Genomic DNA, 19,566 nt, shown 5'->3' with positions numbered 1-19,566 from the left:
GCCCCCACCGTGCGGGCTCAGGCCGCTATCGGTCGCTGGCTGCGTACCGCCTGGAGCAGGCCGACGCCCATCCAGACCGCGAACATCGAGGAACCGCCGTAGGAGACGAAGGGCAGCGGGATGCCCGCGACGGGCATGATGCCCAGGCACATCCCTATGTTCTCGAAGGCCTGGAAGGAGAACCAGGCGATGACCCCGGCCGCCACGATCGTCCCGTACAGGTCGGTCGCCTGGCGGGCGATCCGGCAGGCGCGCCAGAGGATCACGCCGACCAGGGCGATTATGGCCAGCGCGCCGACGAAGCCGAGCTCCTCGCCGGCGACGGTGAACACGAAGTCGGTCTGCTGCTCCGGCACGAACTGTCCGACGGTCTGGGTGCCGTGGAACAGGCCCTTGCCGGTCAGTCCGCCCGAACCGATCGCGATCCGGGCCTGAGCGGTGTTGTAGCCGACGCCGTTCGGGTCGAGCTGCGGGTTGGCGAAGGCCGCGAAGCGGTCGATCTGGTACTGGCTCAGCAGTCCGAGCTTCCAGATCGCGATGCTGCCGCCGACGCCGGCCGCGAGGATGCCGAGCACCCAGCGGTTGGCGGCACCCGAGCCGAGCAGGATGCCCAGCACGATCGCGGACATCACCATGGTCGATCCGGCGTCCGGCATCAGCAGCACCAGGCCCATCGGCACGCACGCCCAGATGAGGCCCCGGAACACCGCCCGGTGCGAGGGGAACTCCCGCTCCCCGGCGTCGACCTGGTCCGACAGCACGACCGCCATCGCCAGCACGATGGCGAGCTTGGCGAACTCGGCGGGCTGGATGGAGAAGCCGCCACCGAGCTGGATCCACGAGTGCGCGCCGTTGACGGTCGAGCCGAGCGGGCTGAGCGTCGCCAGCAGCAGCACCATCACGGCAACGTAGATGAACGGCACCAGGGTGCGGACCCGCCGGGCTCCTATCGCTATCACCACGGCGCACAGCAGCAGGCCGATGACGAAGTTGGTCAGGTGCCGGTAGAGGAAGTACTGCGGGTCCCCGTGGGTCAGGTTGTCGCGCCCGCGGGTCGCCGACCAGACCAGCATCGAGCTGCCGAGCGAGAGGGCCAGCGCGGCCAGCAGCAGTATCCAGTCGAGCCGCCACAGCGGCGAGTCCTTGGACAGGGCCTTGGAGACCCCGGTGCGCTGGGGGGCCAGTCGCAGCTGCCGGTAGGAGCCGTAGGAGCTCATGCCCGTCCCCTTCCCGGGCGGTTCGGTTCGAGCGCGGCGTCGGCCGCGGTGTACGGCGCCGGGCTGTCGGCCGGCGGCGCCGGGTCGAGCCAGGCGGTCGCCGCGGCCGCGTCCGGCCCGGCGGACTGCCCGAACGGCGCGGACTGGGCGACGGAAGCGGACGGGGCGACGGGCGCGGGCTGGGCGAACTGCGCGGGCCGAACGGCCTGGCCGGGCTGCACGGGCTGAACGGCCTGAACGGGCTGAACGGCGGCGCCCGGCACCTGGTCGATCGTGTACGCGGCCGGCTTGATGACCGCGGTGCCGTCCGGGTTGAACTTCGGCAGCTCGCCCTGCGGCGTCGGCAGCAGCGCCTTGCTGTTGTCGATGTTGCCCTTGTCGTCCACGCCGTACAGCGCCTGGTAGATCCGGCGGACGGAGTCCCCGGAACCGCCGGAGCCGGTGCCGCCCTGGCTGATCGTCATGACGATCGCGTAGTCCTTGCTGTACGTGGCCAGCCAGGAGGTGGTCTGCTTGCCCTCGACCTCGGCGGTGCCGGTCTTGGCGTGCAGCGCGATCTTGTCCTGCGGCCAGCCGGCCTGCACGAACTTCCAGGCCGCGGTACCGCTCTTGACGACGCCCTCGGTGGCCTGGTTGATGTAGCTCAGCAGCTTCTCGTCGCCGGGGAACTTGGCGTCCGCCTGCGGGGCGATCTCGCGGACGAGGTCCCCGCCCGGGCTTATCACGGCCTTGGCGACGGTCGGCCGGTAGAAGGTCCCGCCGTTGGCCAGCGCCGAGTAGATCCGGGCCATCTGGACCGGGGTGACGAGGGTGTCGCCCTGGCCGATCGCGAAGTTGACGGCGTCACCGGCGCGCATCTGGTAGCCGTCGATGCAGTTCTCCTTGGCGATCTGGTCGGAGAAGCTGTTGCCGCCCTTCTGCGCCTGCGCGCACCAGGCGTCCTTGTTGTTGTCGTAGAAGGACTGCTTCCACTGCCGGTCCGGCACCCGGCCGGCCACCTCGGAGGGCAGGTCGATGCCGGTCTTGGCGCCGAGGCCGAACTCGTGGGCCGTCTTGAAGAACCAGTCCGACGGGTCCTTCTTCGGCTTGATGCCGCCGTCCTTCATCCACTGGTCGTACGCCAGGCCGTAGAAGACGGTGTCGCAGGAGACCTCCAGCGCCTTCTCCAGGGAGATCGCGCCGAAGTTCTCGCTCTCGAAGTTCTTGAACTCGCGGCCGCCGATGGTCATGCTCTTCGGGCACTGGTAGCTGCCGTCCAGCGAGTAGCCGGCCTGCACCGCGGCGGTGGTGGAGATGACCTTGAAGGTCGACCCGGGGGCGGACTGACCCTGTATGGCCCGGTTCAGCAGCGGGAAGTTGGAGTCCTTGCTGGTCAGCGACTGGTAGTCCTTGCCGCTGATGCCGCCCACCCACAGGTTGGGGTCGTAGGTCGGGGCGCTCGCCATGGCGACGATCCGTCCGGTGTGGACGTCCATCACGACGGCGGCGCCGGAGTCGGCCTCGTAGTTGCGGTTGGTGACCTTGTCGAAGGTCTTCCGGGCGTCGGCCATGGCCTGCGCGAGGTTGTCCTCGACGACCTTCTGCACCCGGGCGTCGATGCTGGTGACCAGGTTGTTGCCGGTCTGCGGGGCGACCGTGCCGGCGGTGCCGATCACCCGGCCGAGGTTGTCCACCTCCAGCTTGGTGATGCCCGCGGTGCCGCGCAGGTCGCGGTCGTACACCGACTCCAGGCCGGCCCGGCCGATCTGGTCGGCCGGCAGGTAGCGGTCCAGGCCGGTCTTGTCCGCGGTCTTGCTGACCTCGTCGTCGGTGACGGGCGAGAGGTAGCCGAGCACCTGGGCCATGTTGGCGCCCTCGACGCCGGTGTAGTGGCGCACGGCGGTGGGCTGCGCGGTGACCCCGGGGAAGTCCTCGCGACGCTCCATTATCTGCATCGCCTGCTGGGTGGTCGCCTCCTTGGTGACCGGGATCGGCTGGTAGGGCGAACCGTTCCAGCAGGGCTGCGGGGTCTTGGCGTCGCAGAGCCGGACCTTCTCCTGCACGTCCTTGGCCGGCATGCCCAGCACGTCGGCGAGGCGCCCCAGCACCGCCTTGCCGCCGTCCTTCTGCTGCATCAGCGAGGTCCGGCTGACGGACACCACCAGCCGGGTCTCGTTGCCGGCCAGGACCCGGCCGGAGGCGTCCAGGATCTCGCCGCGGACGGACGGCTCGACCACCTCGCGGATGTGGTTGCCGGTCGCCTTGGCGGTGTACTCCTTGGCGTTGCGGATCTGCAGGTACCACAGCCGTCCGCCGAGGGTGGCGAGCAGCGAAAGCACCAGGATCTGCAGCACCACCAGACGGATCGTCACCCGCCGGGTTCGGCCGGTCTCGGGGATGTTGCTCACGTCTCGTGCGCTCCAGGGTGCGGGGAGGTCGGGAGTTCTGGGGCCCGGGAGGGCCGGTTACGGGCGCCGGGCGAAGCCGGGCACGCGCCGCTTCTTGTACTTCGGGCCGGACGAGACCTCACGCGTGGTGCGGTAGCGGGCCAGCGTGCCGAGGCCGGGGCCGCCCTCGTCGTCGTCGCTGGCGGCGGTCACCGGGTCGCGGCCGAAGCTGCGTCCGAGCAGCATCACCAGCGGCACCACGAACGGGGCCAGCAGCAGGTCGTACAGCAGGGCGCTGACCACCAGGCCGCTGAGGCCGACGTGCCGGGCCGCGGTGTCGCCGACCAGGGCGCCGACCATCGCGTACAGCAGGGTGGAGGCGATCGCCGCGGCGCCGACGACCACCAGGGCGCCGGAGACCGAACGCCGGCGGCCGTGGTCCGAGCGCAGCAGGCCCGCGACGTAGCCCATCAGGCAGAGCACCAGGGCGTAGCGGCCGATGGCGTGGTCGGAGGGCGGGGCGAGGTCGGCGAGCAGGCCGGCCGCGAAGCCGACCAGGCAGCCGCCGGTCGGCCCGTAGACCATGGCCAGGCCGACCACGACGAGCAGCAGGACGTCCGGGGTGGCCCCCGGGAGCTGGAGCCGGCCGAACACGCTGACCTGGAGGACCAGTCCGAGCAGGATGAGGACGGCGGAGACGGGGATGCGGGCGAGGCGCATGGCTCAGTTCCCCCCATTGGGCTTGGCGGGCGGGACGGCGGGCCCGGAGGCCTGCGGCTGGGCGGGCGCGGCCGGGGCCTGGCTCTGGCCCGGGGTGGGGGCGGGCGGCAGGACGGCGTCGCGCGGGTCGGTGCGCGGCGGCACGACCACGACGCCGACCAGGTCCAGCCGGGTGAACTGGACGAACGGCTCGACCAGGACGGTCTTGGTCAGCTGGCCCGCGTTGGCCTGGACCTCGGTGACCTTGCCGACGGGGACGCCGGGGACGAACGGGCGGCCGCTCTGCGAGCCGAAGGTGACCAGCCGGTCCCCGGCCTTGACCTGCGCCTTGCCGTTGAGCAGGGAGACCTTCATCGGGCTGTCGCCGCCGCCGGAGGCGAAGCCGATCTCGCCGCTGCCCTCCAGCCGGGTGCCGGCCGAGAAGCCGGGGTCGGAGGCGAGCAGCACGGTGGCGGTGGTCGGGGCGACGGTGGTGACCCGGCCGACCAGGCCCTGTCCGTTGATCACGGTCATGTCGCGGGTGAGGCCGTCGTCGCTGCCGGCGTCGATGGTGATGGTCCAGGAGAAGCCCTGGGCCGGGCCGATCGCGATCACCTGGGCGGCCTTGACGGTGTAGCCGCCGGCGCCGGCGGTGCGCAGCAGGTCGTCCAGCTGCTTGGTGCGCCCGGCGGCCATGTCGGAGGAGGCGAGCTTCTGCCGCAGGTCGGTGTTCTCGCGGGCGAGCTGGTCGGTGCGGCCGCTGTTGGTGGCGGTGTCGCGGAAGGCGCGGACGGTGTCGGCGACGGGGTCGACGACGGTGGCCGCGCCGCGCTCGACCGGGCCGAGGACCTTGGCGGCCGCCTGCCGGGCCGGGCCGAGCGGGGAGTCCTCACCGCCCTTGATGTCCACGGTGATCAGCGCGAAGGCGATGGCCACCAGCAGGATGAGCAGCAGCCGGCTCTCTCGTGTGTCCCTCACGGTGCTGGTACTGCCCCTTCGTACCTGGCGGCCGCCGGGGCTGTGGGCCCCGGGCGGCGGCCCGTTCAGTTGAGTATTGGATGTCTCGTCGTGGTGCTAACGGCGCGGCTGGGCGTCCAGTACCTGCTGGAGCGCCTCGAACTCCTCGACGCACTTGCCGGAGCCGAGCGCGACGGAGTCGAGCGGGTTCTCGGCGATGTGGATCGGCATGCCGGTCTCGCGGCGCAGCCGCTCGTCCAGGCCGCGCAGCAGGGCGCCGCCGCCGGTGAGCACGATGCCGCGGTCCATGACGTCGCCGGCCAGCTCGGGCGGGCACTGGTCGAGGGTGGTCTTGACCGCGTCGATGATCGTGTTGACCGGTTCGTCGATGGCCTCGCGGACCTCGGCGGCGGAGATGACGACGGTCTTCGGCAGGCCGCTGACGAGGTCGCGGCCGCGGATCTCGGCGTGCTCGTCCTTCTCGCCCTCCAGGCCGTAGGCGCTGCCGATGCTCATCTTGATCTGCTCGGCGCTGCGCTCGCCGAGGAGGAGGGAGTACTCCTTCTTGATGTGCTGGACGATGGCGTTGTCCAGCTCGTCGCCCGCCACCCGGATGGACTGGGCGGTGACGATGCCGCCGAGGGAGATCACGGCGACCTCGGTGGTGCCGCCGCCGATGTCGACGACCATGTTGCCGGTGGCCTCGTGGACGGGCAGGCCGGCGCCGATCGCGGCGGCCATCGGCTCCTCGATGATGTGCACCTGGCGCGCGCCGGCCTGGGAGGAGGCCTCGATGACGGCGCGGCGCTCGACGCCGGTGATGCCGGAGGGCACGCAGACGACGACGCGGGGGCGGGCGAGGTAGCGGCGGCGGTGGATCTTGAGGATGAAGTACCGCAGCATCCGCTCGGTGATCTCGAAGTCGGCGATCACGCCGTCCTTGAGCGGGCGGATGGCGACGATGTTGCCGGGCGTGCGGCCGATCATCTTCTTGGCCTCGGCGCCGACCGCCAGGATGCCGCCGGTGTTGGTGTTGACGGCGACGACTGACGGCTCGTTGAGGACGATCCCCTTGCCCCTGACGTACACCAGCGTGTTGGCAGTTCCGAGGTCGATCGCCAAGTCGCGGCCGATGAACGACAGGTTGCTCGCCATGGGGTGTGGGTGCCTTCCCGGGCTCGGAGTTCATGGAGGGTGGACGAAACACGCGCCCGCGCTTGGGCGGAGACCAGCTGAGCTGCCTTACCGGGCCCTTGAGTCGCGTCCATCGTAGTCACGCCGCGCGGAACGGACATCGACGTGGGGCATACCGTCCATTGTCCGGAGGGTGATCGCTTCTCCGAGCATTGGGACGCCGTGTCGGCGTCCTCAGTTCCCTATTTCACGATAAGAATGCCCCGGCCGGGCCAATGGTCCCGACCGGGGCGGTGCCGAAGTCCTCCGGGCGCGCCCGGGACGGCTCAGGCCTGCGCCGGGAAGAAGATCTTGATCTCGCGCTCGGCGGACTCCGGGGAGTCGGACGCGTGGATCAGGTTCTCGCGGGTGATGGTCGCGTAGTCGCCGCGGATGGTGCCGGCGCCGGCCTCCAGCGGGTTGGTGGCACCGGCCAGCATGCGGATGCCCTTCACGACCTCCTCGCCCTCGACGATCATCGCGATCGACGGGCCGGAGGTCATGAACTCCAGCAGCGGCTCGTAGAACGGGCGGCCGACGTGCTCCTCGTAGTGCCGCTCCAGCGTCGCCCGGTCGAAGGTGCGCAGCTCCATGGCGGCGAGCTGCCACCCGGCCTTGCGCTCGATGCGGCTGATGATCTCGCCGGCCAGGCCGCGGCGGACGGCGTCGGGCTTGAGCAGGACGAGAGTGCGCTGGGACACGGTGCGTCTCCTGGGGATTCGGTTCGGCAGGCAGTCGGGTCGCGGGGCGGGGCCGACAGGGCAGAGATTACCTTGCGTACACGGCGTGTCGGTCCGCCGGTCCGCGCCCCGGGCCGGTAGGGCCGCGGGCTCAGGCCCCGGCGGCCACCCGGGCCTCGGCGGCCGCGCGGGCGGCTTTGAAGGCGTCCACCTTGCGGCCGTAGTGCACCGAGCACCACCACAGGCCGGCGAAGACCACGCCCAGGCCGAACATGGTCGGCAGGATGAAGCCGCTGGCGATCAGGCCGATCTGCAGCGCCCAGCCGATCTGCACCGCGCCCGGGCGGTTGATCACACCGCAGAGCGCGAGGCACAGCGCCATGGCGATGCCCGTGACGATCCACACGGTGGCCGTCGAGACGCTGGACAGCCGCATCGCGACCAGCCCGGCGAAGAGCGCCAGCAGCGCCTCGCCGATCAGCGTCGAGGAGCAGAGCGTCCTCATGTCACTTCCTCCCGAGCAGCAGGCGGGCCTCGCCCACCGTGATGACCGAACCGGTGACCAGCACCCCGGCGCCGCCGAGGTCGCCCTCCTCCTCGGCCAGGGTGACGGCGGCGGCGATGGCGTCGTCGAGCCGCGGCTCGACCTGGACGCGGTCCTCGCCGAAGATCTCGACGGCCAGGGCCGCGAGCTCGTCCACGTCCATCGCGCGGTGGGTGGAGTTCTGGGTGATGACGACCTCGGCCAGGATCGGCTCGAAGGCCTCCAGCAGGCCCGGCACGTCCTTGTCCCCGGAGGTGCCGATCACGCCGACCAGGCGGGTGAAGCCGAAGGACTCGGAGAGCGCGGCGACGGTGGCGCGGGCGCCGTGCGGGTTGTGCGCGGCGTCCAGGACGATGGTGGGGCTGCGGCGGACGACCTCCAGGCGGCCCGGCGAGGAGACGCCGGAGAAGGCCTGGCGGACCTTGTCGACGTCGAGCTGCCCGCCGCGGGCGCCGCCGACGCCGAAGAAGGCCTCGACCGCGGCCAGCGCGAGCGCCGCGTTGTGCGCCTGGTGCTCGCCGTGCAGCGGGATGAAGAGGTCCTCGTACTCCTCGCCGCCGAGCCCGCGCAACGTCACCAGCTGGCCGCCGACCGCGAGCTCACGGCGGATCACGCCGAACTCCATGCCCTCGCGGGCGACCGTCGCGTCGACCTCGACGGCCCGGCGCAGGATGGTCTGGGCGGCGTCCAGCGGCTGCTGGGCGACCACCGCGATGGCGCCGGTCTTGATGATCCCGGACTTCTCGACCGCGATCTCGCCGGTGGTCTCGCCGAGCTTGTCGGTGTGGTCCAGCCCGATCGGGGTGATCACGGCGACGGCCCCGTCGATGACGTTGGTGGCGTCCCACGAGCCGCCCATGCCCACCTCGACCACCGCGACCTCCACCGGCGCGTCGGCGAAGGCCGCGTAGGCCATGCCGGTCAGCACCTCGAAGAAGGACATCGGCACCGGCTGCGCCGCGTCGACCATCTGCACGTAGGGCTCGATGTCGCGGTAGACCTCGACGAAGCGCTCCGGGCTGATCGGGGCGCCGTCCAGGCTGATCCGCTCGGTGACGGTCTCCACGTGCGGGCTGGTGTAGCGGCCAGTGCGCAGCTCGAAGGTGTTCAGCAGCTGCTCGATCATCCGGGCGGTGGAGGTCTTGCCGTTGGTGCCGGTGATGTGGATGGACGGGAAGGACCGCTGGGGCTGGCCCAGGATGTCCATCAGCGCCTCGATCCGGTCGAGCGAGGGCTCCAGCTTGTTCTCCGGCCAGCGCTTGGAGAGTTCCAGCTCGACGTCGCGCAGGGCGTCGCCGGGGCCGGCGTCGGCGGGGCGGAGGGTGTACGGGTTCGGGTCGGCCTTGTCGCTCACGACCACAGTCTACGGAGCGGCGCGGGCCCGTCCCGACAGGGTGAGGGCGGGGGTGGCGGGCCGGCCGGCGGGGAGGTGAGAAGCGCCACTTCGCCCGATCTCACCCTACTGCCACCCGTTTGTCCGCTTTACCATTCCTTTAGCGACTTGAACGGCAACGAAGCATCGATTCGCAGACCACAGGAGCCGACAGCCTTTGATCATGAGGAGCACCGCACCATGCCCGAGTTCCTGCACGACTGGATCGTGCTCCGCCAGGAGCAGATCGTCTGGTTCGCCGGACTGATCTCCCTGGCCCTCGTCGGCTACATGCTCCTCGTCTTCGGACGCTTCCTCGTGTACTGGGCCGGCTCCCGTCACGCCTTCCGGCACAACGAACCCGCCGAGCCCGGCGACCCGTCCCTCTTCCAATGGCACCTCGTCATCCCGTGCCGCGACGAGGAGGCCGTGGTCACCCAGACCCTGGACGGCCTGCGGGCCGGCGCGCCCGAGGCCCACCTGTGGGTGATCGACGACGACAGCGAGGACGCCACCCGCGACCTCGTGCTCGCCGCCGCGGCCCGCGACCCGCGCATCCACCTCGTCCAGCGCCGCCGCCCGCACGCCCGGATCGGCAAGGGCGCCGCCCTCAACGCCGCCTACCGCGAGATCTCCGCCTGGCTGCCCGAGTCCACCGACCGCTCCCGCGTGGTGATCGGCGTGGTCGACGCCGACGGCCGGCTCGACTCGGGCACCCTCGGCCACGTCTGCAACCCCGAGGCGCTCGCCCGCCCCGACACCGGCGCCGTCCAGATCGGCGTGCGGATGCGCAACGCCGACGACGAACGCCCGCTGCCCGGCCGCGGCCGCACCGCCAACACCCTCGCCCGTGCCCTGGTCCGGATGCAGGACATCGAGTTCCAGGCCAGCAACACCGGCATGCAGCTGCTCCGCCGCCGCACCGGCAGCGTCGGCCTCGGCGGCAACGGCCAGTTCGTCCGGCTCTCCGCCCTCGACTCGCTCACCGCCGACGAGGGCCGGGCCGGCCGCCCCTGGCCCGAACGCGCCCTGCTGGAGGACTACGAGTCCGGCCTCGACCTGCGGCTGGCCGGCTGGCGGCTCACCCACGTCACCGAGGCCCAGGTCTCCCAGGAGGGCCTGATCTCGCTGCGCCGCTTCCTCACCCAGCGCACCCGCTGGGCCCAGGGCAACATGCAGTGCCTGCGCTACACCGGCCGGGTGCTCCGCTCCCCGCACTACACCCCGGCCGGCAAGGCCGAGGTGATGTACACCTTCCTCCAGCCCGTGGTCTGCGTGCTGCTGGTGCTGCTCTTCCCGCTCTCGCTCGGGATCACCGCCGCCGGGCTGGTGCTCTTCCCCGCCGAGACCGCCGAGTTCCAGCTCCGCTTCGGCCCCTGGATGCTGCTCGCCTTCGTGCTCGCCGCCCTGCCGATGGTGTTCTGGGGCCTCGCCTACCGCAGGCACGTCCACGGCGACCGCAGCCGGCTCACCGGACTGCTGTGGGGCGTCCTGGTCTGGCTCTACGCCTACCACCTCTTCGTCGTCGCCACCCGCGCCGCCGTCCGGCTGCTGCTGGGCCGCAACGGCTGGGCCAAGACCCGGCGCAACGCGGAGAAGGTCGCCGTCGGCGCCCCCACCGCGCTCGAGTCCTGAGCCGCACCACCGCTCCCCCGCCTCGCACCACCGCCCCCTCCCCCGCGCCCGACCTCCGGCGACCGCGACCGCCGGTGCCCGCCCGCCCCCTTCGGAGTTCCGCCATGAGCACGTGCCTGCCCCCGTCCAGCGTCGCCGTCGTCCTCGGCACCCGCCCCGAGCTGGTCAAGCTCGCCCCGCTGATCCACGAACTCGGCGACGCCACCCGGCTGGTGCACACCGGCCAGCACTGGGACGAGGCGATGTCCGGCCGGTTCCTGCGCGACCTCGACCTGCCCCGCCCGGAACTGCTCACCGGCGTCGGCGGCCGCCCCCGGGCCGGCCAGATCGCCCAGTCGCTCGGCCAACTCGACGCCGCCTTCGCCGAGGACCGCCCCGCCGCCGTGGTCGTCCAGGGCGACACCAACGCCACCCTCGCCGGGGCGCTGGCCGCCAACGCCCGGGAGATCCCGCTGGTGCACGTCGAGGCCGGGCTGCGCAGCTACGACCGGGCGATGCCCGAGGAGCACAACCGGGTCATGGTCGACCACGTCTCCGACCTGCTCTGCGCCGCCACCCAGGACAACGTCGCCAACCTGCGCAACGAGTCGCTCGCCCCGGAGCGGATCGCGCTCACCGGCAACACCGTGGTCGAGGTGGTCCGCCGCCGGCTGCCGGCCCCGGCCGCCCGCGCCGCGCTGCTCGCCGCCCACGGGCTGCGCCCGGACGCGTACGTGCTGGCCACCGTGCACCGCCCGGAGAACACCGACACCGCGGAGGCGCTCGGCGCCGTGCTCGCCGAGCTGGACCGGATCGCCCGGGCCGGCACCCCCGTGCTGTTCCCGATGCACCCCCGCACCCGCGCGGCCGTCGAGCGCTTCGGACTGGACCGCCTGCTGGAGCGCCTGGCCGTGACCGAACCGGTCGGCTACGGCGACTTCCTGGGCCTGGCGAGCCACGCGGCGCTGCTGGTCTCCGACTCCGGCGGCGTCCAGGAGGAGTGCACCGTGCTCGGCCGCCCGCTGCTGGTGGTGCGCCGCTCCACCGAACGCCCGGAGGCGATGGCGGCCGGCTTCGCCGCACTGGTGCGGCCCGGCGCGGAGCTGGGCGAGCTGGCCCGGGCCTGGCTCTCCGACACCCCCGAGCGACTGGCCCGGCTGGCGGCCACCCCGAGCCCGTACGGCGACGGGCTCGCCTCGGCCCGGATCGCCGCGCTGACCGCCGCGCTCGCCGGGCGCGGTGCGGAGGCGGAGGCTCTGGCGGAGCCGGCGGTGCCTGCGGCCGCGTAGCCGCGCAGCGGGGGGCGGCGGGGCGGTCGGGCGGCCGGGGCCGGATGGGTAGGGCCGGATGGGTGGGCCTTCCCGGCGGGCGGGGTCGGATCAGACCCCTGCCCGGGCCTCCGGCACGTGCACGTTGTGGCCGTGCCGACGGCGCAACTCCGTGGTGATCTCGGCGAGTTCCCCCTCCGGCAGGAGCGGCAGCATCATCGCCACGCCCTGGAGCAGGCCGCCGAGCAGGTAGGTGGTGTCCGGCGTCGCGGCGACCAGGCCCCGGACCTCGGCCACCTCGCCCGCCGCGACCGCCTCGATCAGCTGGGCGGCGTTGGCGGACTCCTCGTCCACCTGGACCGCACCGGTGTCCTCCGGGGCCCGCCGGGCCATCGCCCGGAGCACCCGGTCCCCGACCTCGGGGGCGTACGCCTTGCGGACGGCCTCGGCGGCGATCCAGGCGAGCAGGGTGGTCACCTCCCGCTCGACGTTCTCCTCGAACAACATGTCCAGTTCGTGGTCGAACGCGAGCTGGTTCCCGTGCCGGAAGGCGAGCAACAGGGTCGCCGCCCTGGCCTTGGCCTCCTCGACCGCCGCGGCAGGCAGTTCCTCGGCCAACTCCTGGGTCACCACCACGCCATGCCCTCCCGTCCGTCGTTCAGCATGAACGCTCAGCAGAAACGCCCTTAGGAAACTCCGTGCACACCGTACACATCCGACCTGCAAACTTCCGCGAACGCGCGCGGGCAAGACCGGAATCAATTCGCTCGGAATAGGACGTCACCCGGTCCAGGATGAATATTCGCCGGAAGGGAGCAATGTTGCTGCTCTGTTGGGCGTAGCGAATGGGCATCCGGGTAACGCCCGGAAAACACCCGAGGGGCCGCACCCGCGTGTCGCGGTGTGCGGCCCCTCGGCGGGACGGTCCGGCTCAGCCCTGCGGGAGCGCCGCGAGCTGGGCGGTGATCCGGGCGATGTCGGCCTCGGCGGCCTCCTGGCGGGTCCGGATCTTGGCGACCACCTCGTCCGGCGCCTTGGCCAGGAAGGCCTCGTTGCCGAGCTTGGCGGTGGTCTGGGCCTTCTCCTTCTCGGCGGCCGCGAGGTCCTTGGCGAGGCGCTTGCGCTCCGCCTCGACGTCGATGGTGCCGGAGAGGTCCAGCGAGACGGTGGCGCCCGCGACCGGCAGCGAGGCGGTCGCCGCGAAGCCCTCCTCGGGGACGGTCAGCCGCAGCAGCGAGCGGATCGCGTCCTCGTGGGCGGCCAGTGCCGTGCCCTCCAGGTCCAGCGTCGCCGGGACGCGCTGGCCCGGCTTGAGGCCCTGGTCGGTACGGAACCGGCGGACCTCGGTGACGACCTGCTGCAGCGTGGCGATCTCCGCCTCGGCCGCGGCGTCGCGGTAGCCGCTGTCGGCCGGCCAGTCGGCGATGACCACCGACTCGGCGCCGGTGAGCGTCGTCCACAGGGTCTCGGTGACGAAGGGGACGATCGGGTGCAGCAGCCGCAGGGTGACGTCCAGGACCTCGCCGAGCACCCGGCGCGCGGCGTCGGCCTGCGGGCCGCCCTTGGCGAGGGTGGTCTTGGAGAGCTCGACGTACCAGTCGAAGACCTCGTCCCAGGCGAAGTGGTACAGCGCCTCGGAGAGCTTCGAGAACTGGTAGTCCTCGTACAGGCCGTCCACCTCGGCGACGGTGCTGCCCAGGCGCGACAGGATCCAGCGGTCCGTCGCGGTCAGCTCCTCCGGCGCGGGCAGCGGGCCCTCGACGGTGGCGCCGTTCATCAGCGCGAACCGGGTGGCGTTCCAGATCTTGTTGGCGAAGTTGCGGGCCGCCTGGACCCAGTCCTCGCCGATCGGCACGTCGACGCCCGGGTTGGCACCGCGCGCGAGCGTGAAGCGCAGCGCGTCGGAGCCGTACTTGTCCATCCAGTCCAGCGGATTGACCACGTTTCCGAAGGACTTGGACATCTTCTTGCCGTTCTGGTCACGGACCATGCCGTGCAGGGCGATGGTGTGGAACGGCGGGGTGCCGTCCATCGCGTAGAGGCCGAACATCATCATCCGGGCGACCCAGAAGAACAGGATGTCGTAGCCGGTGACCAGGACGGAGTTCGGGTAGAACTTCGCGAGGCTATCGGTCTGCTCCGGCCAGCCGAGCGTGGAGAACGGCCACAGGCCGGAGGAGAACCAGGTGTCCAGGACGTCGGTGTCCTGGTGCCAGCCCTCACCGGTGGGGGGCTGCTCGTCCGGGCCGACGCAGACGACCTCGCCGTTCGGGCCGTACCAGACGGGGATGCGGTGGCCCCACCACAGCTGGCGCGAGATGCACCAGTCGTGCAGGTTGTCGACCCAGTCGAAGTACCGCTTCTCCAACTCCTGCGGGTGGATCTTGACCTTGCCGTCGCGGACGGCGTCCCCGGCGGCCTTCGCCAGCGGGCCGACCTTGACCCACCACTGCATGGACAGCCGCGGCTCGATGGTGGTCTTGCAGCGCGAGCAGTGACCCACCGAGTGGACGTACGGGCGCTTCTCGGCGACGATCCGGCCCTCGGCGCGCAGCGCGGCGACGATCGCCGAACGGGCCTCGAGGCGGTCCAGGCCGAGGAAGGGGCCGTGGACGGTGATGACGGCGTGCTCGTCCATCACGGCGATGTTCGGCAGGTTGTGCCGCTGGCCGATCTCGAAGTCGTTGGGGTCGTGCGCGGGCGTCACCTTGACCGCGCCGGTGCCGAACTCCGGGTCGACGTGGGCGTCGGCGACGATCGGGATGCGGCGGCCGGTCAGCGGCAGCTCGATCTCGGTGCCGACCAGGTGCTTGTAGCGCTCGTCCTCCGGGTGGACGGCGACCGCGGTGTCACCGAGCATCGTCTCGGCACGGGTGGTCGCCACGACGATCGAGTCCTCGCCCTCGCCGTAGCGGATCGAGACCAGCTCGCCGTCGTCGTCCTGGTACTCCACCTCGATGTCCGAGATGGCGGTCAGGCAGCGGGGGCACCAGTTGATGATGCGCTCGGCGCGGTAGATCAGCTCGTCGTCGAAGAGCTTCTTGAAGATGGTCTGGACGGCCTGGGAGAGGCCCTCGTCCATGGTGAACCGCTCGCGGGACCAGTCCACGCCGTCGCCGAGGCGGCGCATCTGGCCGGAGATCTGGCCGCCGGACTCGGCCTTCCACTTCCAGACGCGCTCGACGAAGGCCTCGCGGCCCAGGTCGTGGCGGGACTTGCCCTCCTTCGCGAGCTCACGCTCGACCACGTTCTGGGTGGCGATGCCGGCGTGGTCCATACCCGGCTGCCACAGCGCCTCGTAGCCCTGCATCCGCTTGCGGCGGACCAGCGCGTCGATCAGCGTGTGCTCGAAGGCGTGGCCCAGGTGGAGGCTGCCGGTGACGTTCGGCGGCGGGATGACGATGGTGAACGGAGGCTTGTCGCTCTTCGCGTCCGCGGTGAAGTACCCACGCTCCACCCAGCGCTCGTACAGCTCGCCCTCTACGTCCGCGGGGGTGTAGGTCGTCGGGAGGGTTGCCGCATCGTCCCCGGTGGTGCTCACGGGGCGCTGGTTCGTCGTGTCGGTCACGACGCACAGTTTACGTAACCCCGGTACTGGTCACGAACCGCTTTCGGTGCCCGGACCGGCCCCGCCCGGACGCCCCTGCCACGGGCGCGTGCGGTAGCGTGCCCGGACACTCGTCCGGGCGACCGGACGCACACGGAACGACTAACCACACCACGATCGGCCGCGGGTGCGGCGGGGGAGCACGAGGACAGATGTACGGCCAGGGACAGCAGTATCCGCAGGGTCAGCCTTACGGTGGTCAGCCTTACGGCGCCCCGCCGCCCCAGCAGCCCTACGGCGCCCCGCCGCCGCAGCAGCCCTACGGCGCCCCGCAGCCCCAGTACGGCTACCCGCCGCAGCAGCAGCCCTACGGCGCCCCGCAGCAGCCGTACGGCGTGCCCCCGCAGGCGCCGTACGGGCAGCCGGGCTACCCGACGCAGCCGCAGAAGGGCAGGGGCGGTCTGGTGATCGGCCTGGTGATCGGCGCGCTGGTGCTGGGCGGCGGCGGTTTCGCGGCCTGGAAGTTCCTCGGCGGCAGCGACGCCGGCGGCCAGTACAAGCTGACCGCCCCGCAGACGCTGCTGGACGGCTACGTGCAGAAGTCGGCGAAGGAGGAGGCCGCCGACATGAGCAAGCCCGACGTGGCGAAGGTCGGCAAGGACCTGCACGCGCTGGGGGCCAGCTACAGCAAGGGCACCGACGTCAAGAACGTGGACTCGCTGTCGGTGATCGGCATCTACGGGGACATCAACGACCCGGACCAGATCATCGCCGACTCCAAGAGCACCACCAGCGGCACGACCTGGACGACGCCGCTGACCGACTACCCGGCGAAGGACAGCCACGCCTCCTCGGGCAGGCTCAGCTGCGGCATCCTGAGCGTCGTCGCCGGCAAGGCCGGTTCGGCGGTCTGCGTCTGGGCGGACAAGTCCACCTACGGCCGGGTCACCTTCACCAAGATGAGCCTGACCGCCGGCGGCGACAGCGGCAGCCAGGCCATCACCCCCGAGCAGGCCGCGGAGAAGACCAGGGCGATCCGCGACGCGATGAAGGTCGCCCGGTAGCCGGGGGCGTCGGCGGCGCCGCCGACGCCCGGTAGCCCGGGGCGGCCGCGCCGCCGACGCGAAGGGGCCCCGCACCGGATCGGTGCGGGGCCCCTTCGCGTGCCGGCCGTGGGCTCAGGCGCTCTTCTCGCGGCGCTCGCGCTTGATCATGTCGCGCGGGACGAGGGTGGGGATGGCGTGCTTGGAGACCACGTCCCCGGTGACCACCACGCGGGCGACGTCCTGGCGCGAGGGGACCTCGTACATCACGGACATCAGCACCTCCTCCATGATGGCCCGCAGACCGCGGGCGCCGGTGCCGCGCAGGATCGCCTGGTCGGCGATCGCCTCCAGCGCGTCCCGGGAGAACTCCAGCTCCACGCCGTCCAGTTCGAAGAGCTTGCGGTACTGCTTGACCAGCGCGTTCTTCGGCTCGGTGAGGATCTGCAGCAGCGCCTCGCGGTCGAGGTTGTGCACGCTGGTGATCACCGGCAGACGGCCGATGAACTCGGGGATCATGCCGAACTTCACCAGGTCCTCCGGCATCACCTGGCGGAAGTGGTCGCTGGCGTCCGACTCGCGCTTGGAGCGGATGTTGGCGCCGAAGCCGATGCCCTTGGCGCCCGCGCGGCCCTCGATGATCCGCTCCAGGCCCGCGAACGCGCCGCCGACGATGAAGAGCACGTTGGTGGTGTCGATCTGGATGAACTCCTGGTGCGGGTGCTTGCGCCCGCCCTGCGGCGGCACCGAGGCGGTGGTGCCCTCCAGGATCTTCAGCAGCGCCTGCTGCACGCCCTCGCCGGAGACGTCACGGGTGATCGACGGGTTCTCGCTCTTGCGGGCGACCTTGTCGATCTCGTCGATGTAGATGATGCCGGTCTCGGCCTTCTTGACGTCGTAGTCGGCCGCCTGGATCAGCTTGAGCAGGATGTTCTCGACGTCCTCGCCGACGTAGCCGGCCTCGGTCAGCGCGGTGGCGTCCGCGATCGCGAACGGCACGTTCAGCATCCGGGCGAGGGTCTGCGCCAGCAGCGTCTTGCCGGAGCCGGTGGGGCCCAGCAGCAGGATGTTGGACTTGGCCAGCTCGATCGCGTCGTCGCGGCCGTTGCCGCCGCTGCGGCCCGCCTCGCCGGCCTGGACGCGCTTGTAGTGGTTGTAGACCGCCACCGACAGCGCCTTCTTGGCGAGGTCCTGGCCGACCACGTACTGGTCGAGGAACTCGTAGATCTCGCGCGGCTTCGGCAGCTCCTCGAAGCGGACCTCGGAGGTCTCGGCGAGTTCCTCCTCGATGATCTCGTTGCACAGGTCGATGCACTCGTCGCAGATGTACACGCCTGGGCCGGCGATCAGCTTCTTCACCTGCTTCTGCGACTTGCCGCAGAACGAGCACTTGAGCAGGTCGCCACCGTCTCCGATGCGTGCCACGAGGTGCTTCCCCTTCGCCAGGGGCCCCGCGGGGGTCCGGGGCCTGGTGCTGTGGACCGTCCGCGCCGACGGCGCTCGGTCTCGCTATCCGACGGTACTCTGCCGGGCCCGTGATTCCGTCCTCTTCGCCGGGTCTGCCCTACGCCCTGGGCGAATTGATACCGAACAGATGCCGTGCCGGAGTCCGCCGACGGGCCGGGGCGGGACGCGCTACCGGGTGCGCGCCCCGCCCCGACGGTGCCGTCCTCAGGAGGTCAGCGAGGTCTTGCGGGTGGAGATGATCTGGTCGACCAGGCCGTACTCGACGGCTTCCTCGGCGGTCAGGATCTTGTCGCGCTCGATGTCGTCGCGCACCTGCTCCACCGACCGCTTGGAGTGCTTGGAGAGCATCTCCTCCAGCTGCTCGCGCATCCGGAAGATCTCCTTGGCCTGGATCTCCAGGTCGGACACCTGACCGCGACCGGTCTCGGTGTACGGCTGGTGGATCAGGATGCGGGCGTTCGGCAGGGCCATCCGCTTGCCGGGGGTGCCGGCGGCGAGCAGCACGGCCGCGGCGGAGGCCGCCTGGCCCATGCAGACCGTGGTGATGTCCGGCTTCACGTACTGCATCGTGTCGTAGATGGCCGTGAGGGCCGTGAACGAGCCGCCGGGCGAGTTGATGTACATCTGGATCTCGCGGTCCGGGTCCATCGACTCCAGGCACAGCAGCTGGGCCATGATGTCGTTGGCCGACACGTCGTCCACCTGCGAGCCGAGGAAGATGATGCGCTCCTCGAACAGCTTGGCGTACGGGTCGTACTCGCGGATGCCCTGCGTGGTGCGCTCCACGAAGCGCGGGACGATGTAGCGGCCCTCGGCGCGCATGTCCTCGACGCGGGCCTGGGCGGCCGACAGGCTGGGGATGTTCATGGGGGTCCTTGTCCTCCGGGGCGTTGGGGCTGTGGTCTCGTGGGCCGGGCCGAGGCTCAGGCGCCCGTGCCGCCGCCGCCGGGGACGTCCGCGGCGCTGTGCATGATCGCGTCGATCAGGCCGTAGTCGAGGGCCTCCTCCGGCGTGAACCAGCGGTCGCGGTCGGAGTCCTTGGTGATCTGCTCGAAGGACTGGCCGCTGTGGAAGGCGATCAGCTCGGACATCCGCTTCTTGGTGCGGAGCAGCTGCTCGGCCTGGATGCGGATGTCCGTGGCGGAGCCGCCGAGGCCCGCGGAGGGCTGGTGCATCAGGATGTTGGCGTTCGGGAGCGAGAAGCGCTTGCCCTTGGCGCCGGCGGTCAGCAGGAACTGGCCCATCGAGGCGGCCATGCCCATCGCGATGGTGACGACGTCGTTCTTGATGTACTGCATGGTGTCGTAGATCGCCATGCCGGCCGAGATCGAGCCGCCCGGGGAGTTGATGTAGAGGAAGATGTCCTTGTCCGGGTCCGCGGCCAGCAGCAGCAGCTGGGCGGTGATCTTGTTGGCGATGTCGTCGTCGACCTGCTGGCCGAGGAAGATGATCCGCTCGTTGAGCAGCCGGTTGTAGACCTGGTCGCCGAGGCCGCCGAGCACGTCACCAGCGGCGGCGTGCGGCGCCATCGGGCCAGGCATCTGCATCTGCGGGAACGTCACTTAGCCACCTGCTCAGTCGATTTGGACGGCCGCTCCGCGGCCGTCACGGTGTCGCAC

The 19,566-nt window shown here is 71.2% G+C and carries 16 protein-coding genes; 3 read left to right on the top strand and 13 right to left on the bottom strand.

The genetic code is table 11. The features are described 5' to 3' along the window. Positions 1-17: 17 nt before the first annotated feature. The 8 genes from rodA to ACGF07_RS22605 form a co-directional block, all read right to left on the bottom strand. Entirely contained in the window at positions 18-1,217 is a 1,200-nt protein-coding gene (gene rodA, locus ACGF07_RS22640) for a rod shape-determining protein RodA (RefSeq protein WP_392901471.1), read from the bottom strand. Continuing rightward, positions 1,214-3,604, bottom strand: a complete 2,391-nt coding sequence (mrdA, locus tag ACGF07_RS22635) for a penicillin-binding protein 2 (RefSeq protein WP_392901470.1) — start codon at positions 3,602-3,604, stop codon at positions 1,214-1,216. Before mrdA ends, rodA begins: the two co-directional genes overlap by 4 nt. Before the next feature lie 57 nt (positions 3,605-3,661). Beyond that, complete coding sequence (gene mreD, locus ACGF07_RS22630; RefSeq protein WP_350741887.1) at positions 3,662-4,303, bottom strand: rod shape-determining protein MreD; 642 nt, start codon at positions 4,301-4,303, stop codon at positions 3,662-3,664. A 3-nt stretch (positions 4,304-4,306) separates the two neighbouring features. Next, positions 4,307-5,260, bottom strand: coding sequence for a rod shape-determining protein MreC (mreC, locus tag ACGF07_RS22625; RefSeq protein ID WP_392901469.1), 954 nt, complete (start codon positions 5,258-5,260; stop codon positions 4,307-4,309). Positions 5,261-5,356: 96 nt separating this feature from the next. Next, on the bottom strand, positions 5,357-6,382 hold the full coding sequence (locus ACGF07_RS22620; protein WP_350741910.1) for a rod shape-determining protein: 1,026 nt from the start codon (positions 6,380-6,382) through the stop codon (positions 5,357-5,359). A gap of 317 nt (positions 6,383-6,699) precedes the next feature. Then, positions 6,700-7,113, bottom strand: a complete 414-nt coding sequence (ndk, locus tag ACGF07_RS22615) for a nucleoside-diphosphate kinase (protein WP_350741891.1) — start codon at positions 7,111-7,113, stop codon at positions 6,700-6,702. Positions 7,114-7,243: 130 nt separating this feature from the next. Continuing rightward, a complete protein-coding gene (locus tag ACGF07_RS22610; protein WP_350741893.1) occupies positions 7,244-7,597 on the bottom strand; it encodes a DUF4233 domain-containing protein in 354 nt (117 codons plus the stop codon). Between the two features lies 1 nt (position 7,598). Next, positions 7,599-8,990, bottom strand: coding sequence for a bifunctional folylpolyglutamate synthase/dihydrofolate synthase (locus ACGF07_RS22605; protein ID WP_392901468.1), 1,392 nt, complete (start codon positions 8,988-8,990; stop codon positions 7,599-7,601). Positions 8,991-9,209: 219 nt separating this feature from the next. Here ACGF07_RS22605 and ACGF07_RS22600 point away from each other — a divergent pair, with 219 nt between their 5' ends. Beyond that, the gene (locus ACGF07_RS22600; RefSeq protein ID WP_392901467.1) at positions 9,210-10,643 is read left to right on the top strand and encodes a glycosyltransferase family 2 protein; all 1,434 of its coding nucleotides are present in this window, start codon (positions 9,210-9,212) and stop codon (positions 10,641-10,643) included. Between the two features lie 104 nt (positions 10,644-10,747). Continuing rightward, complete coding sequence (gene wecB, locus ACGF07_RS22595; RefSeq protein WP_392901466.1) at positions 10,748-11,911, top strand: non-hydrolyzing UDP-N-acetylglucosamine 2-epimerase; 1,164 nt, start codon at positions 10,748-10,750, stop codon at positions 11,909-11,911. Positions 11,912-12,001: 90 nt separating this feature from the next. On the opposite strand, the gene ACGF07_RS22590 is transcribed toward wecB, so the two are convergent. Both ACGF07_RS22590 and ACGF07_RS22585 read right to left on the bottom strand, forming a co-directional pair. Next, complete coding sequence (locus ACGF07_RS22590; protein WP_350741899.1) at positions 12,002-12,526, bottom strand: hypothetical protein; 525 nt, start codon at positions 12,524-12,526, stop codon at positions 12,002-12,004. 295 nt (positions 12,527-12,821) lie between these two features. Continuing rightward, complete coding sequence (locus tag ACGF07_RS22585) at positions 12,822-15,458, bottom strand: valine--tRNA ligase (RefSeq protein WP_392901465.1); 2,637 nt, start codon at positions 15,456-15,458, stop codon at positions 12,822-12,824. 191 nt (positions 15,459-15,649) lie between these two features. On the opposite strand from ACGF07_RS22585, the gene ACGF07_RS22580 reads away from it, so the two are divergent. Beyond that, positions 15,650-16,501: a hypothetical protein gene (locus tag ACGF07_RS22580; protein WP_392901463.1), complete on the top strand. Its 852-nt coding sequence runs from the start codon at positions 15,650-15,652 to the stop codon at positions 16,499-16,501. Positions 16,502-16,615: 114 nt separating this feature from the next. Here ACGF07_RS22580 and clpX read toward each other — a convergent pair whose 3' ends face one another. The 3 genes from clpX to ACGF07_RS22565 form a co-directional block, all read right to left on the bottom strand. Next, positions 16,616-17,905: an ATP-dependent Clp protease ATP-binding subunit ClpX gene (gene clpX, locus ACGF07_RS22575; RefSeq protein WP_196950255.1), complete on the bottom strand. Its 1,290-nt coding sequence runs from the start codon at positions 17,903-17,905 to the stop codon at positions 16,616-16,618. A 246-nt stretch (positions 17,906-18,151) separates the two neighbouring features. Further along, positions 18,152-18,814 (bottom strand): ATP-dependent Clp protease proteolytic subunit, encoded by a 663-nt coding sequence (locus tag ACGF07_RS22570; protein WP_350741906.1) that lies wholly within the window; start codon positions 18,812-18,814, stop codon positions 18,152-18,154. A 56-nt stretch (positions 18,815-18,870) separates the two neighbouring features. After that, a complete protein-coding gene (locus tag ACGF07_RS22565) occupies positions 18,871-19,488 on the bottom strand; it encodes an ATP-dependent Clp protease proteolytic subunit (protein ID WP_350741914.1) in 618 nt (205 codons plus the stop codon). Between the last annotated feature and the right edge of the window lie 78 nt (positions 19,489-19,566).

The sequence above is a fragment of the Kitasatospora sp. NPDC048194 genome, assembly GCF_043202455.1.
In the GTDB taxonomy this organism is placed as follows: domain Bacteria; phylum Actinomycetota; class Actinomycetes; order Streptomycetales; family Streptomycetaceae; genus Kitasatospora.
This window is presented reverse-complemented; position numbering and strand designations above follow the sequence as displayed.